We start from the raw sequence: 15090 nt of genomic DNA, 5'->3' as shown, positions 1-15090 counted from the left end.
GTCCAATAAGCAATCTTATTGCTGATTATCATCGAATCAGCGACAGAAAATTAATTGGAGCTAATGATGAGCGATACGATTTTGCAACTTTCTGACGATGGTTTTGAAAGTGATGTAATCAAAGCTACGGGCCCGGTTCTTGTGGACTTTTGGGCAGAATGGTGTGGTCCTTGTAAGATGATTGCGCCAATCCTAGATGAGATTGCCGGCGAATATGAAGGCAAGTTGACTATCGGTAAGTTGAATATCGACCACAACCCAGCGACACCACCAAAATTTGGTATCCGTGGTATCCCGACTTTGCTGTTGTTCAAAAATGGTGAAGTTGCGGCAACGAAAGTTGGTGCTCTTTCCAAGACTCAACTAAAAGAGTTTCTAGACGCAAATCTTTAATAGCGTTCTTATAACAACCGTGTATTTTTTAATACACGGTTTTGTTTTTTGTTCAAGCTAGACTAGGCTTGTTTTTAGTGCTAGTTTATTGCACGTAATTCATACAGTTTCTTTTCTTGGTCAATCCTGAGACTAAACCCTCTTCTAACCAACACAAATAGATCTTATTTTGACTACTAAATCTAATACATCGACTACGACGGACTCGGCGATCGATAAGTCGACCGCAGAGACGACCCCTGCATCTGAAAAGCCAACCTCTACTACTCGCAAGACCACAACCAGAACACCTCGTGCGTCAACTCGAACCAGAGCATCGGCATCTTCAGCAGCAGCTAAACCTATAGCAGTTAAACCAGCGACTGACAAAGCCGCGGCAGATGAGCCAGCGGAAAAGCCAGCAGCTGAAAAACCGCTAGCGGCTCCTCGTGCTCGTAGAGCAAGTGGTACTAAATCAACAACAATGAATCTAACTGAGCTTAAAAATAAGCCAGTATCTGAGTTGGTTAAGCTGGGTGAAAGCCTTGGCCTTGAAAACCTTGCTCGTTTAAGAAAGCAAGACATCATCTTCGCAACACTTAAAGCCCACGCTAAAAGTGGTGAAGATATCTTTGGTGATGGTGTCCTTGAAATCCTACAAGATGGTTTCGGATTCCTTCGCTCTGCAGACAGTTCTTATCTTGCTGGCCCAGATGATATCTATGTATCTCCAAGCCAAATCCGTCGCTTTAACCTGCGCACGGGTGACAGCATTGCTGGCAAGATCCGCCCACCTAAAGACGGTGAGCGCTACTTTGCGCTATTGAAGGTAAACACGGTTAACGCCGACAAGCCTGATAACGCACGTAACAAGATCCTATTTGAAAACCTGACTCCGCTGCACGCTAACGAGCGTATGGTTATGGAAGTAGGTAATGGTTCTACTGAAGACATTACAGCACGTGTACTAGACCTAGCATCGCCAATTGGTAAAGGTCAGCGTGGCCTAATCGTTGCTCCGCCAAAAGCGGGTAAGACAATGCTTCTACAGAACATTGCTCAAAGCATCACTAAAAACCACCCTGAATGTGAATTGATGGTTCTACTTATCGATGAACGTCCGGAAGAGGTTACTGAGATGCAGCGCCTAGTAAATGGTGAAGTTGTAGCGTCGACCTTTGACGAACCAGCATCTCGTCACGTTCAGGTTGCTGAGATGGTTATCGAAAAGGCGAAGCGTCTTGTTGAACACAAGAAAGACGTGATTATCCTGCTTGATTCTATTACTCGTCTGGCGCGTGCCTACAACACAGTAATCCCATCTTCAGGTAAAGTTCTTACTGGTGGTGTGGATGCGAACGCATTGCATCGTCCGAAGCGCTTCTTCGGTGCAGCACGTAACGTAGAAGAAGGCGGTAGCCTGACCATCCTAGCAACAGCACTTGTAGATACTGGTTCTAAGATGGACGAAGTAATTTACGAAGAGTTCAAGGGTACAGGTAACATGGAAATCCACCTGAATCGCAAGATTGCGGAGAAGCGTGTATTCCCAGCTATCGACTTCAACCGTTCTGGCACTCGTCGCGAAGAGCTACTTACCAAGGCAGATGAGCTTCAGAAGATGTGGATTCTACGCAAGATTGTTCACCCTATGAGTGAGATCGACGCGATGGAGTTCCTTATCGACAAGCTAGCAATGACTAAAACTAACAACGAATTCTTCGACGCGATGCGTCGCCAATAAGCAAACGTTGTTAAAATCTGCGACCTATGTAGAATGCGCCACCATTAAGGTGGCGTTTTTTTATGCGTTCGGGTAAGGTGCTGGGAAGCCAATGCTAAAAGGAGTTTAGCTGTGCGACATGGATTATTAGTTGCAGTGCTGTCGGCATTATTATGCGGGCCGCTAACCGCCCATGCGGTTGAAGTCAGTGCGCAGGAGCGCCAACAATTGCTCGATGACGCTCATGTAAAGAGCGCTGCTGAGAACATTTCATCTTTGGTTTTGTCTGGTCAATCAGATAAGGCCCAGTTCCAATTACAACGCATCAAGTTCCCACAACAAGAAGCGGTGCGCTTTCTTACACTTAAAAATATTGCAGCTCTAGAGCCAGTTTATATCTCTGACTTAGCTGTGTTCTTGGACCAGCAAAAGAAGGTTGCTCCGACCCTGACCTATGTAGAAAAGGGCGAAGGCTTTCAGTTTTCCGCACCAGCTTATAGCTATCAGATCATTGCTCAACGTATGTTGGATGAGTGGCATCTGAATGAGAAGGTGATGCACTTCTATGTTGGGGTCGAAACTGAAGAGCTAGAACTACGAAGCTGGTTATCGGGTGATGCTGCAGTTGTGGCGCAGAGAGAGCGTCTTCTTATTGAAAGTGTTCACTCACTTTCAAGTGATGGTTTGCAGTTTCTCATCAATCAAATCACGGCTCCAAAAATCACGTCATGGCTCCCGAGCACTAATGTTATGGTGGCATTAGCCTCTGTTTCTAAAGACCAAGAGTTGTACGCGCTTTTATGGAAGATGAAAGCCGATGGCAATATCAATAGTGAACTAGATAGATTAGGTCATCAAGACAGTGAGTTCGCTCATCAGCAGTTAATGGTTGCTAGTGATAATCCATCACTTTCGCAGCGCAGTTTACATCTACTGTCGCGCTATGCGACGACTTCACCACAGGTGGAAGAGTTCTTGGTGGGAAAGATGCGCAATCAGCAACAGGCAAAGCTGATCAGTGATAGCCTCAGGTTCTATGGTCATAACAATTGGCTGCAACAGCTGATGCAGGACAACCCAAGTATTACACTTCCTTAAAGTTACCAACTTGTTGCAGCACGTGTATCAGTGCATATTGGCCTTTGTTATACTGCGCTAAACCAAAGCACAATGGAAATGTATGAGCTGTAGAGACCTGCGCGACTTTATCTCGCAACTTGAAGATAAAGGGCTTCTAAAAAGAATTTCCCATCCGATCGATCCTGATTATGAGATGACAGAGATTAGCGACCGCACCTTAAGGGCTGGTGGTCCTGCTCTGCTATTCGAAAATCCCGTTGGCTATGACATGCCCGTCCTCACTAATCTATTTGGTACTGCGGAGCGCGTGGCTCTCGGTATGGGGAGAACTCAGGTAAAAGAGCTCCGTGAAGTGGGTAAGCTGTTAGCTTATTTGAAAGAGCCTGAGCCACCTAAAGGCTTCAAGGATGCACTGGATAAGCTCCCAGTGTTCCGCCAGGTACTAAATATGCCAGTGAAAAGGCTACGTAAGGCACCTTGCCAAGAGATCATATGGCAGGGTGACGAGGTGGACTTGGACAAGGTTCCTGTAATGAGTTGCTGGCCTGAGGATGTCGCGCCTCTACTGACTTGGGGCTTGACCATCACCAAGGGACCAAACCAGAAGCGTCAAAACCTAGGCATCTATCGTCAACAAAAGCTAGGTAAGAACAAGGTCATCATGCGTTGGCTCGCTCACCGTGGTGGCGCTCTAGACCTACGCGATTGGACCGAGAAGAACCCAGGAAAACCATTTCCAGTGTCTGTTGCATTCGGTGCAGACCCGGCAACCATCTTAGGTGCTGTAACACCAGTGCCAGATACCCTATCTGAGTATGCGTTTGCAGGCTTGCTTCGAGGCAAGAAAACTGAAGTTGTGCGCTCTGTTAGTAATGACCTCGATGTTCCTGCTGGAGCAGAGATAGTGCTTGAGGGTTATATTGACCCGAATGAGTTTGCAGACGAAGGGCCTTATGGCGACCATACCGGTTATTACAATGAGGTCGAGAGTCACAATGTGTTTACGGTTACCCATGTGACTATGCGTAACAACCCTATCTATCACAGTACCTACACTGGTCGTCCCCCTGATGAGCCTGCTGTACTCGGCGTGGCTTTGAACGAAGTATTCGTTCCTATCCTGCAAAAGCAATTTCCAGAGATAACGGATTTTTATCTGCCACCTGAAGGCTGTTCGTATCGCTTTGCGGTAGTAACTATGAAGAAGCAGTATCCGGGGCACGCTAAGCGGGTGATGATGGGAGTTTGGTCCTTCCTTCGTCAGTTTATGTACACCAAGTTTGTATTGGTGTGTGACGAATCTGTAGATGGCCGTGATTGGGGAGAAGTAGTTGCCGCTATGGGTGAGTATTTCGAGCCACAGCGCGATCTAGTGATGATAGAAAATACTCCTATCGACTCTCTAGACTTTGCCTCTCCAGTGGTGGGCTTAGGTTCTAAGATGGGTTTGGATGTCACTAAAAAGTGGGATGCGGAACTGGCTACGGATAAAGAGCTAAACGGATATACAAAACCTGAAATAACAGACTCAGAGCTGGAGCAGACTATTCAGGCCTTTAAACAGATGTATCCAGAGGTTTTGGATCTCCATGTTCCTAAAGCTCAGTCGGGTACAATAATCGTCTCTATAGATAAGACGCGAGCGGGTCAGGTAGATGAGTTGCTTGAGGTAATCAAGCAGACCTTTGTCGGTAAGCTGCACCTTAAGATGGTGATTGCTTGTGATGATGATGTGGTCGTAAGTGACTGGAATGATGTTATCTGGGCTATCACAACCCGTATGGATCCATCTCGCGATACGCACTTTATTCAAACTGAACAGCAAATCCCTCAGTTTATCCTGATGGATGCCACCAACAAACTTGAAGGGGAAACCCAAAGAGAGTGGGGTCATCCAATCAAGAAAGACCCGCAGCTCGTCGCTAAAATTGACCAAATTTGGGATGAGCTCAATATTCTATGACGTACCGGGTTGAACTTTTACCCAGTGGTGTACAATTCACCGTTGCTGAACAACAAACAATATTGGATGCAGCCATAGAGCAAGACATCCTATTCCCTAACCGTTGCCAAGTGGGTGCATGTGGTATGTGTCTCTGCCGATTAGTAAAAGGCGAAGTCTCATATCAACTTGAGCCTATGCTCACAGAGAAAGAGCAAGCAGAAGGTTGGGTCTTTGCATGCCAAGCATGCGCAACTACTGATTTAGTCCTTACCTTTGATGAGTAAGATGTAGAGGAAACAATGACCATTTCATGTACAGTAAAATCTATTGAACCCCTAGCGAGTAACACCTTTCGAGTGCTACTGCACCCAGAAACACCAGTAGACTTTAAAGCGGGTCAATACCTAATGGTCGTAATGGGTGAGAAGGACCGCCGTCCATTCTCGATTGCTAGTAGTCCATGCCGTCATCAAGGTGAGCTTGAACTGCACATTGGCGCTGCCGAAGAAAACCTTTATGCCCTTGAGGTAGTTCAGCGTATGCAAAAGGCGTTAGCTGAAGATGGCACTATTGATATTGATGCACCACATGGTGACGCTTTTCTTAAAGAAGGCGAGCGCTCAATTCTACTGATTGCTGGTGGCACTGGCTTTAGCTATGTGCGCTCTATTCTGGATCACTGCATCAGCCAAAATCTGAATAACGACATCTATCTATATTGGGGTGCACGTAATAAAGGGCAGCTTTATGCATTTGCTGAATTAGAGCAACTTCAAGCTGAGCACAGCAACATCCATTTTGTTCCGGTAGTAGAAGATGATGAAGGCGTTTGGACTGGCAAGACTGGTAATGTTATCCAAGCAGTAATGGGTGACTTCGAAGACCTTTCTAATTATGACGTCTATATAGCAGGCCGCTTTGAGATGGCGGGCAGCGCAAGAGAGCAGTTTATCTATAATAAAAAGGCTCGTGTTGAGCAGATCTATTCAGATGCCTTTGCTTTTATCTAAATAGAAGCAAAAACAGACGAAAACAGCCCGCCATTTGTGCGGGTTGTTTGTTTTCTGAGCGAGCAAAAATAAAATGCGAAAAACTTCAAAAAAACGCTTGCCAGTGTGACGGAAGTCTCTATAATGCCGCCTCACTGACACGGCAGAGCGCACAACGCTTCAGCGGTGGTCAGAGGCCAAAAGCCTTGAATCATTTGCTTCAACTTGATGAGAAAAGACTTCTCAAAATAAAAAGCAAAAAAGTGTTTGACACTGAGATTCAAATCGCTAGAATGGCCGTCCGCTTTGAGAGGTAAGTCTCGAAAAAGCAAGCTCTTTAACAATTTAAACCTATCAATCTGTGTGGGCACTCGTTGATGATAATCCAAAAAGATTTATCAATGAACTGAGTGACCAAACGAGTCGAAAGACTTGGCACAGTCAATTCATTATCGTTCTGTTGGAACGATAATAGCTTTAAAATTACTTAGTGATTTTGAAGTCAGTATTCATTGAGCCGTTCTTCGGAACAACAAAACTTTAATTGAAGAGTTTGATCATGGCTCAGATTGAACGCTGGCGGCAGGCCTAACACATGCAAGTCGAGCGGAAACGACTTAACTGAACCTTCGGGGAACGTTAAGGGCGTCGAGCGGCGGACGGGTGAGTAATGCCTGGGAATATGCCTTGATGTGGGGGATAACCATTGGAAACGATGGCTAATACCGCATAATCTCTTCGGAGCAAAGAGGGGGACCTTCGGGCCTCTCGCGTCAAGATTAGCCCAGGTGGGATTAGCTAGTTGGTGAGGTAATGGCTCACCAAGGCGACGATCCCTAGCTGGTCTGAGAGGATGATCAGCCACACTGGAACTGAGACACGGTCCAGACTCCTACGGGAGGCAGCAGTGGGGAATATTGCACAATGGGCGCAAGCCTGATGCAGCCATGCCGCGTGTGTGAAGAAGGCCTTCGGGTTGTAAAGCACTTTCAGTCGTGAGGAAGGTAGTGTAGTTAATAGCTGCATTATTTGACGTTAGCGACAGAAGAAGCACCGGCTAACTCCGTGCCAGCAGCCGCGGTAATACGGAGGGTGCGAGCGTTAATCGGAATTACTGGGCGTAAAGCGCATGCAGGTGGTTTGTTAAGTCAGATGTGAAAGCCCGGGGCTCAACCTCGGAACCGCATTTGAAACTGGCAGGCTAGAGTACTGTAGAGGGGGGTAGAATTTCAGGTGTAGCGGTGAAATGCGTAGAGATCTGAAGGAATACCGGTGGCGAAGGCGGCCCCCTGGACAGATACTGACACTCAGATGCGAAAGCGTGGGGAGCAAACAGGATTAGATACCCTGGTAGTCCACGCCGTAAACGATGTCTACTTGGAGGTTGTGGCCTTGAGCCGTGGCTTTCGGAGCTAACGCGTTAAGTAGACCGCCTGGGGAGTACGGTCGCAAGATTAAAACTCAAATGAATTGACGGGGGCCCGCACAAGCGGTGGAGCATGTGGTTTAATTCGATGCAACGCGAAGAACCTTACCTACTCTTGACATCCAGAGAACTTTTCAGAGATGAATTGGTGCCTTCGGGAACTCTGAGACAGGTGCTGCATGGCTGTCGTCAGCTCGTGTTGTGAAATGTTGGGTTAAGTCCCGCAACGAGCGCAACCCTTATCCTTGTTTGCCAGCACGTAATGGTGGGAACTCCAGGGAGACTGCCGGTGATAAACCGGAGGAAGGTGGGGACGACGTCAAGTCATCATGGCCCTTACGAGTAGGGCTACACACGTGCTACAATGGCGCATACAGAGGGCGGCCAACTCGCGAGAGTGAGCGAATCCCAAAAAGTGCGTCGTAGTCCGGATTGGAGTCTGCAACTCGACTCCATGAAGTCGGAATCGCTAGTAATCGTAGATCAGAATGCTACGGTGAATACGTTCCCGGGCCTTGTACACACCGCCCGTCACACCATGGGAGTGGGCTGCAAAAGAAGTGGGTAGTTTAACCTTCGGGAGGACGCTCACCACTTTGTGGTTCATGACTGGGGTGAAGTCGTAACAAGGTAGCCCTAGGGGAACCTGGGGCTGGATCACCTCCTTATACGATGATTATTCACGATGAGTGTCCACACAGATTGATATGGTTTAATAGAGCAAACTAGTGTCCCGTTCGTCTAGAGGCCTAGGACACCGCCCTTTCACGGCGGTAACAGGGGTTCGACTCCCCTACGGGATACCATCTTTAAGCATTCTTTGGAGTGTGTTTAAAAATGGTTCATTAGTTTGAATCAAGCTCTTTAACAATTTGGAAAGCTGACGAATATTGTTTGATTAACAATATTCAATTAAAAGTTCTCAAATCCTAAATCTTTATGATTTAGGTACCAACACACAATCAAGTGTTCTTGGATTTTTGCTTCTGCTTTTATTAAAAAGCGGAGACAAATACTTGAGTCCGGCAAAATCGAGTCTGCATCATGTTTAAATAATTGCAGACAACTTTGGTGATTTGATTCATCAACCTTAAGAAACTTCTTTGGGTTGTATGGTTAAGTGACTAAGCGTACACGGTGGATGCCTTGGCAGTCAGAGGCGATGAAAGACGTATTAACTTGCGATAAGCCCAGATTAGGTAGTAAAAACCATTTGAGTCTGGGATTTCTGAATGGGGAAACCCACTAGCATAAGCTAGTATCTTGCACTGAATACATAGGTGTAAGAGGCGAACCGGGGGAACTGAAACATCTAAGTACCCCGAGGAAAAGAAATCAACCGAGATTCCGAAAGTAGCGGCGAGCGAAATTGGATTAGCCCTTAAGCTTTTAATGCGTTAGACGAATGTTCTGGAAAGTTCAACGATACAGGGTGATAGTCCCGTAGTTGTCGACGCATCATCAGTGAAATCGAGTAGGGCGGGACACGTGATATCCTGTCTGAATATGGGGGGACCATCCTCCAAGGCTAAATACTACTGACTGACCGATAGTGAACCAGTACCGTGAGGGAAAGGCGAAAAGAACCCCTGTGAGGGGAGTGAAATAGAACCTGAAACCGTGTACGTACAAGCAGTAGGAGCACCTTCGTGGTGTGACTGCGTACCTTTTGTATAATGGGTCAGCGACTTATATTCAGTGGCAAGGTTAACCATCTAGGGGAGCCGTAGGGAAACCGAGTCTTAACTGGGCGTTCAGTCTCTGGATATAGACCCGAAACCAGGTGATCTAGCCATGGGCAGGTTGAAGGTTGAGTAACATCAACTGGAGGACCGAACCGACTAATGTTGAAAAATTAGCGGATGACTTGTGGCTAGGGGTGAAAGGCCAATCAAACCTGGAGATAGCTGGTTCTCCCCGAAATCTATTTAGGTAGAGCCTCGGACGAATACCAATGGGGGTAGAGCACTGTTAAGGCTAGGGGGTCATCCCGACTTACCAACCCTTTGCAAACTCCGAATACCATTGAGTACTATCCGGGAGACACACGGCGGGTGCTAACGTCCGTCGTGGAGAGGGAAACAACCCAGACCGCCAGCTAAGGTCCCAAAGTATAGCTAAGTGGGAAACGATGTGGGAAGGCTTAGACAGCCAGGATGTTGGCTTAGAAGCAGCCATCATTTAAAGAAAGCGTAATAGCTCACTGGTCGAGTCGGCCTGCGCGGAAGATGTAACGGGGCTAAGCTATACACCGAAGCTGCGGCTGCTAATTTTATTAGCGGGGTAGGGGAGCGTTCTGTAAGCCGTTGAAGGTGGTCTGTAAGGGCTGCTGGAGGTATCAGAAGTGCGAATGCTGACATGAGTAACGATAAAGGGGGTGAAAAACCTCCTCGCCGGAAGACCAAGGGTTCCTGTCCAACGTTAATCGGGGCAGGGTAAGTCGACCCCTAAGGCGAGGCCGAAAGGCGTAGTCGATGGGAAACGGGTTAATATTCCCGTACTTCTTATAATTGCGATGGGGGGACGGAGAAGGCTAGGTGGGCCTGGCGACGGTCGTCCAGGTTCAAGTATGTAGGCGGAAGGTTTAGGTAAATCCGGACTTTCTTAACGCTGAGATACGATGTCGAGCCGCTACGTGCGGTGAAGTCATTGATGCCATGCTTCCAGGAAAAGCCTCTAAGCTTCAGATTATAAGGAATCGTACCCCAAACCGACACAGGTGGTCGGGTAGAGAATACCAAGGCGCTTGAGAGAACTCGGGTGAAGGAACTAGGCAAAATGGTACCGTAACTTCGGGAGAAGGTACGCTCTCGACGGTGAAGTCCCTTGCGGATGGAGCTATTGGGAGTCGCAGATACCAGGTGGCTGCAACTGTTTATTAAAAACACAGCACTGTGCAAAATCGTAAGATGACGTATACGGTGTGACGCCTGCCCGGTGCCGGAAGGTTAATTGATGGGGTTAGACGTAAGTCGAAGCTCTTGATCGAAGCCCCGGTAAACGGCGGCCGTAACTATAACGGTCCTAAGGTAGCGAAATTCCTTGTCGGGTAAGTTCCGACCTGCACGAATGGCGTAATGATGGCCACGCTGTCTCCACCCGAGACTCAGTGAAATTGAAATCGCTGTGAAGATGCAGTGTACCCGCGGCTAGACGGAAAGACCCCGTGAACCTTTACTACAGCTTGGCACTGAACATTGAGCCTACATGTGTAGGATAGGTGGGAGGCTTTGAAACCAGTACGCCAGTATTGGTGGAGCCATCCTTGAAATACCACCCTTGTATGTTTGATGTTCTAACTTAGCCCCATTATCTGGGGTGAGGACAGTGCCTGGTGGGTAGTTTGACTGGGGCGGTCTCCTCCCAAAGAGTAACGGAGGAGCACGAAGGTGGGCTAATCACGGTTGGACATCGTGAGGTTAGTGCAATGGCATAAGCCCGCTTGACTGCGAGAATGACAATTCGAGCAGGTGCGAAAGCAGGTCATAGTGATCCGGTGGTTCTGAATGGAAGGGCCATCGCTCAACGGATAAAAGGTACTCCGGGGATAACAGGCTGATACCGCCCAAGAGTTCATATCGACGGCGGTGTTTGGCACCTCGATGTCGGCTCATCACATCCTGGGGCTGAAGTCGGTCCCAAGGGTATGGCTGTTCGCCATTTAAAGTGGTACGCGAGCTGGGTTTAGAACGTCGTGAGACAGTTCGGTCCCTATCTGCCGTGGGCGTTGGAAGATTGAAGGGGGCTGCTCCTAGTACGAGAGGACCGGAGTGGACGAACCTCTGGTGTTCGGGTTGTCATGCCAATGGCATTGCCCGGTAGCTAAGTTCGGAATCGATAACCGCTGAAAGCATCTAAGCGGGAAGCGAGCCCTGAGATGAGTCTTCCCTGGCACTTTAAGTGTCCTGAAGGGTTGTTCGAGACTAGAACGTTGATAGGCAGGGTGTGTAAGCGTTGTGAGGCGTTGAGCTAACCTGTACTAATTGCCCGTGAGGCTTAACCATACAACACCTAAGAGGTTTTGAGTTGGACTCAAAGATAGAACGTTGATTGTGTGATGAACTTTTAGATAGCTTTCCGAATTTTAAGAATTTGCTTGGCGACCATAGCGTTGTGGACCCACCTGATTCCATGCCGAACTCAGAAGTGAAACGCAATAGCGCCGATGGTAGTGTGGGGCTTCCCCATGTGAGAGTAGGACATCGCCAGGCTTTAAATTAAACGAGAACCCGCTAGAAGCGGGTTTTTGTGTCTCTCGAGACTAAAACTTTGCTGGTATAGCTCAGTTGGTAGAGCGCACCCTTGGTAAGGGTGAGGTCCCCAGTTCAAATCTGGGTACTAGCACCACTATTCTTGCTGTCAGATGATGAAGATTCTGAAGCAAAACAAGATTTTCTTGGCGACCATAGCATTGTGGACCCACCTGATTCCATGCCGAACTCAGAAGTGAAACGCAATAGCGCCGATGGTAGTGTGGGGCTTCCCCATGTGAGAGTAGGACATCGCCAGGTTAGTATTCTAAAGCCTCGTCTTTGACGAGGCTTTTTCGTATCCAAAGACCCGCTTTTACGCGGGTTTTCTCGTTTCTGAATATATGAAAAATTCTAGCTAGAGATATAGTTAGCCTCAGCCACACTCCATAGTGCTTTTATCAGTGGGTTATTGAGCTGAGATCGTTTACAGCAGACACCTAGTTTAAAAGGCTTTACAGGTGCAACGTCCAACTTCTGGATATGGTCTTTAACCGGACTATTATTAATAACCACATCAGGTGCAATACCCACACCACAACCAAGGGCCACCATACTCACAATCGCCTCATGGCCTGCTACTTGGGCGTAGATATTTGGTTTGATTCGGTTTTGTTTGAACCAGGTATTACACCTATCCCTTGCGGTACCTTCTTCAGGCACAATGAAGGGGATAGCATCCCAGTCGATAGGATCGGCCAACAGACTCTCTAGGTTGGCGACACCTCTTGGTGCAATGACCGATAGAGAGATATCACTAATATTCTCGAATTCTACTCTCGAGGGTAGGTTATCTGCTTCAGCTGATATTGCGATATCCGCTTCATCATTCAGCACCTTTTCTATCGCCTGTGCCGGGTCTCCGGTGCTGAGCTTGTATTCAATAAAAGGGTGCAATAGTCGGAATTCAGATAACAACTGAGGCAAGTGACTGTAGCTAGCAGTCACTGAACAAAACAGGCGTATCTCTCCTTTCAACACATCCTGCTGGTCAGAGAAATTACTGGTAAAGGTTTGCCACTGGTTAGTGATGTTATGCGCCACAGGCAGCAACTCTCTACCTGCTGTAGTTAGCTCTACACTGCGGTTATCTCGGATGAAGAGTACTTGCTGTGCTTCCTCTTCTAAACGTTTGATTTGTCTACTTAAAGCCGAAGGGCTGATGTGCATCGCACAAGCGGTTTTTGTGAAGCTTTTACTCTCGCAAAGGTGCAGAAAAATCTGTAGGCTTTTTATGTTCATGTGAATCACTTGTATGTTGCATGTTTTGCAATGATTACTTGTGAATATATCACTTTAAGCAACCTTTAGTCTGAATTAGTATGAAACCAATCGACAAGAAATGTCGAACTACGGAAAGAATTTTTTAAGGAGAGCCCAGCATGGCTAACTATTTCAATACACTTAACCTGCGTGAGCAGTTGGATCAACTAGGTCGTTGTCGCTTCATGGATCGTGGCGAGTTTGCAACAGGCGCAGACTTCCTGAAAGGCAAGAAAGTTGTAATCGTAGGTTGTGGTGCTCAAGGCCTAAACCAAGGCTTGAACATGCGTGACTCTGGTCTAGACGTTGCTTACGCACTACGTCAGGCAGCTATCGATGAACAACGTCAGTCGTTCAAGAACGCTAAAGAGAACGGTTTTGAAGTAGGCAGCTACGAGACTCTTATCCCACAAGCGGACCTAGTAGTTAACCTTACTCCAGATAAGCAACACTCAAACGTTGTTGAGACTGTAATGCCTCTAATGAAAGAAGGCGCTGCACTAGGTTACTCACACGGCTTCAATATCGTTGAAGAAGGTATGCAAGTTCGTAAAGACCTAACAGTAGTTATGGTTGCACCTAAGTGCCCAGGTACTGAGGTTCGTGAAGAATACAAGCGTGGTTTCGGTGTTCCTACACTAATCGCGGTTCACCCAGAGAATGACCCTAAGGGTGAAGGCTGGGATATCGCGAAAGCATGGGCTGCGGCAACTGGTGGCGATCGCGCTGGCTGTCTTGAGTCTTCTTTCGTTGCAGAGGTTAAGTCTGACCTAATGGGTGAGCAAACTATCCTATGCGGCATGCTACAAGCTGGCTCTATCGTATGTTACGAGAAGATGATCGCTGACGGTATCGAACCAGGTTATGCAGGTAAGCTTCTTCAGTACGGTTGGGAAACCATCACAGAAGCACTGAAATTCGGTGGTATCACGCACATGATGGATCGTCTATCTAACCCAGCTAAGGTTAAAGCGTTTGAGCTTTCTGAAGAGCTAAAAGACCTAATGCGTCCGCTTTACAACAAGCACATGGATGACATCATCACAGGTCACTTCTCTAGCACTATGATGGCTGACTGGGCAAACGATGACGTGAACCTACTAGGCTGGCGTGCCGAGACTGGCGAAACAGCTTTCGAAAACTACCCAGAGAGCAATGTTGAGATCTCTGAGCAAGAGTACTTCGACAACGGTATCCTAATGGTTGCTATGGTTCGTGCGGGTGTTGAGCTAGCGTTCGAAGCTATGACTGCATCTGGCATCATCGATGAGTCTGCTTACTACGAGTCTCTACACGAGCTACCGCTTATCGCGAACACTATCGCACGTAAGCGTCTATACGAAATGAACGTAGTTATCTCTGATACTGCAGAATACGGTAACTACCTATTCGCTAACGTTGCGACTCCGCTGCTACGTGAGAAGTTCATGCCTTCAGTATCTACTGACGTGATTGGTAAGGGTCTACAAGAGGAATCAAACCAAGTAGACAATGCGACTCTAATCGAGATCAACCAAGTTATCCGTAACCACCCAGTTGAGTACATCGGTGAAGAGCTACGTGGCTACATGACTGATATGAAGCGCATCGCAGTAGGCGGTTAATCTCCGAAAAGCTAAACAATTCAAAGCCCTCGAGAAATCGGGGGCTTTTTCGTATCTAGCGGGCACAAAAAAGCCCAAGCTAGGCTCGGGCTTTTGTTCTATTCAGTGCAGTTTATTCCTGCTTGTCACCTAGCTTCTTTTCTAGCTCAGCGATCTTCTGTTCCATTTCGTTTAGCTTTTGACGAGTACGAAGCAGAACCTGAGTTTGTACTTCAAACTCTTCACGGCTGATAACGTCTAGCTTATTTAGTTGGCCTTGGATAACCTGACGAACCTTCTGGTCTACATCCGCACCTAGGTCTTTAACTGGTTGAGGCATAGATTCGTGGATCTGCTTAGCAACCTGTTCAAGCTTTTTAGGGTCAAACATTGATAATACTCCTTAATCTTTTCACCTATTCTAAGCAATCATGGGCAAGTTGTCGCAGGTAAAATTGA

Annotated in this window: 9 protein-coding genes, 2 tRNA genes, 4 rRNA genes and 1 pseudogene; 14 read left to right on the top strand and 2 right to left on the bottom strand. The window is 47.3% G+C overall.

Annotated features, from left to right (window positions below; genetic code table 11):
* The first annotated feature begins 66 nt into the window (after positions 1 to 66).
* The 13 genes and pseudogenes from trxA (at position 67) to rrf (Pcarn_RS13285) (ending at position 12046) form a co-directional block, all read left to right on the top strand.
* Complete coding sequence (trxA, locus tag Pcarn_RS13340; RefSeq protein ID WP_261834301.1) at positions 67 to 393, top strand: thioredoxin TrxA; 327 nt, start codon at positions 67 to 69, stop codon at positions 391 to 393.
* A gap of 463 nt (positions 394 to 856) precedes the next feature.
* On the top strand, positions 857 to 2116 hold the full coding sequence (gene rho / locus Pcarn_RS13335) for a transcription termination factor Rho (protein WP_261835688.1): 1260 nt from the start codon (positions 857 to 859) through the stop codon (positions 2114 to 2116).
* Positions 2117 to 2227: 111 nt separating this feature from the next.
* Complete coding sequence (locus tag Pcarn_RS13330; RefSeq protein ID WP_261834300.1) at positions 2228 to 3193, top strand: hypothetical protein; 966 nt, start codon at positions 2228 to 2230, stop codon at positions 3191 to 3193.
* Positions 3194 to 3275: 82 nt separating this feature from the next.
* Positions 3276 to 4671: pseudogene (ubiD, locus tag Pcarn_RS13325) on the top strand (4-hydroxy-3-polyprenylbenzoate decarboxylase); the annotation flags it as partial.
* Entirely contained in the window at positions 4653 to 5138 is a 486-nt protein-coding gene (locus Pcarn_RS22165) for a UbiD family decarboxylase (protein ID WP_390904491.1), read from the top strand. The pseudogene ubiD and the gene Pcarn_RS22165, both read left to right, overlap by 19 nt.
* Positions 5135 to 5404 (top strand): 2Fe-2S iron-sulfur cluster-binding protein, encoded by a 270-nt coding sequence (locus Pcarn_RS13320; protein ID WP_261834298.1) that lies wholly within the window; start codon positions 5135 to 5137, stop codon positions 5402 to 5404. Before Pcarn_RS22165 ends, Pcarn_RS13320 begins: the two co-directional genes overlap by 4 nt.
* 15 nt (positions 5405 to 5419) lie before the next feature.
* Positions 5420 to 6130, top strand: a complete 711-nt coding sequence (gene fre / locus Pcarn_RS13315) for an NAD(P)H-flavin reductase (RefSeq protein ID WP_261834297.1) — start codon at positions 5420 to 5422, stop codon at positions 6128 to 6130.
* Positions 6131 to 6650: 520 nt separating this feature from the next.
* A 16S ribosomal RNA gene (locus Pcarn_RS13310) occupies positions 6651 to 8203 on the top strand.
* A gap of 62 nt (positions 8204 to 8265) precedes the next feature.
* A tRNA-Glu gene (locus Pcarn_RS13305) sits at positions 8266 to 8341 on the top strand.
* Between the two features lie 308 nt (positions 8342 to 8649).
* A 23S ribosomal RNA gene (locus Pcarn_RS13300) occupies positions 8650 to 11539 on the top strand.
* 91 nt (positions 11540 to 11630) lie between these two features.
* A 5S ribosomal RNA gene (rrf, locus tag Pcarn_RS13295) occupies positions 11631 to 11746 on the top strand.
* A 60-nt stretch (positions 11747 to 11806) separates the two neighbouring features.
* A tRNA-Thr gene (locus Pcarn_RS13290) sits at positions 11807 to 11882 on the top strand.
* 48 nt (positions 11883 to 11930) lie between these two features.
* Positions 11931 to 12046, top strand: a 5S ribosomal RNA gene (rrf, locus tag Pcarn_RS13285).
* Together the 16S, 23S and 5S rRNA genes with 2 tRNA genes alongside form the textbook arrangement of a ribosomal RNA operon.
* A gap of 93 nt (positions 12047 to 12139) precedes the next feature.
* On the opposite strand, the gene ilvY is transcribed toward rrf (Pcarn_RS13285), so the two are convergent.
* A complete protein-coding gene (ilvY, locus tag Pcarn_RS13280) occupies positions 12140 to 13027 on the bottom strand; it encodes an HTH-type transcriptional activator IlvY (RefSeq protein WP_261834296.1) in 888 nt (295 codons plus the stop codon).
* 140 nt (positions 13028 to 13167) lie between these two features.
* On the opposite strand from ilvY, the gene ilvC reads away from it, so the two are divergent.
* Positions 13168 to 14652 carry a ketol-acid reductoisomerase gene (gene ilvC / locus Pcarn_RS13275; protein WP_261834295.1) on the top strand — a complete coding sequence of 495 codons (1485 nt, stop codon included), beginning with the start codon at positions 13168 to 13170 and terminating at the stop codon, positions 14650 to 14652.
* A gap of 112 nt (positions 14653 to 14764) precedes the next feature.
* Here ilvC and ubiK read toward each other — a convergent pair whose 3' ends face one another.
* Positions 14765 to 15022: a ubiquinone biosynthesis accessory factor UbiK gene (gene ubiK, locus Pcarn_RS13270; RefSeq protein WP_261834294.1), complete on the bottom strand. Its 258-nt coding sequence runs from the start codon at positions 15020 to 15022 to the stop codon at positions 14765 to 14767.
* Between the last annotated feature and the right edge of the window lie 68 nt (positions 15023 to 15090).

This window comes from Vibrio ishigakensis, assembly GCF_024347675.1.
GTDB classification, from domain to species: domain Bacteria; phylum Pseudomonadota; class Gammaproteobacteria; order Enterobacterales; family Vibrionaceae; genus Vibrio; species Vibrio ishigakensis.
The sequence above is the reverse complement of the archived record's forward strand: the minus strand, read 5'-3'. Positions and strand labels throughout refer to the sequence as shown.

What these genes read in the sequence shown, in the direction of transcription:
- trxA (WP_261834301.1), top strand. Translation starts at nt 67, where the DNA reads ATGAGCGATACGATTTTGCAACTTTCTGACGATGGTTTTGAAAGTGAT.
- rho (WP_261835688.1), top strand. Translation starts at nt 857, where the DNA reads ATGAATCTAACTGAGCTTAAAAATAAGCCAGTATCTGAGTTGGTTAAG.
- Pcarn_RS13320 (WP_261834298.1), top strand. Translation starts at nt 5,135, where the DNA reads ATGACGTACCGGGTTGAACTTTTACCCAGTGGTGTACAATTCACCGTT.
- fre (WP_261834297.1), top strand. Translation starts at nt 5,420, where the DNA reads ATGACCATTTCATGTACAGTAAAATCTATTGAACCCCTAGCGAGTAAC.
- ilvY (WP_261834296.1), bottom strand. Translation starts at nt 13,027, where the DNA reads ATGAACATAAAAAGCCTACAGATTTTTCTGCACCTTTGCGAGAGTAAA.
- ilvC (WP_261834295.1), top strand. Translation starts at nt 13,168, where the DNA reads ATGGCTAACTATTTCAATACACTTAACCTGCGTGAGCAGTTGGATCAA.
- ubiK (WP_261834294.1), bottom strand. Translation starts at nt 15,022, where the DNA reads ATGTTTGACCCTAAAAAGCTTGAACAGGTTGCTAAGCAGATCCACGAA.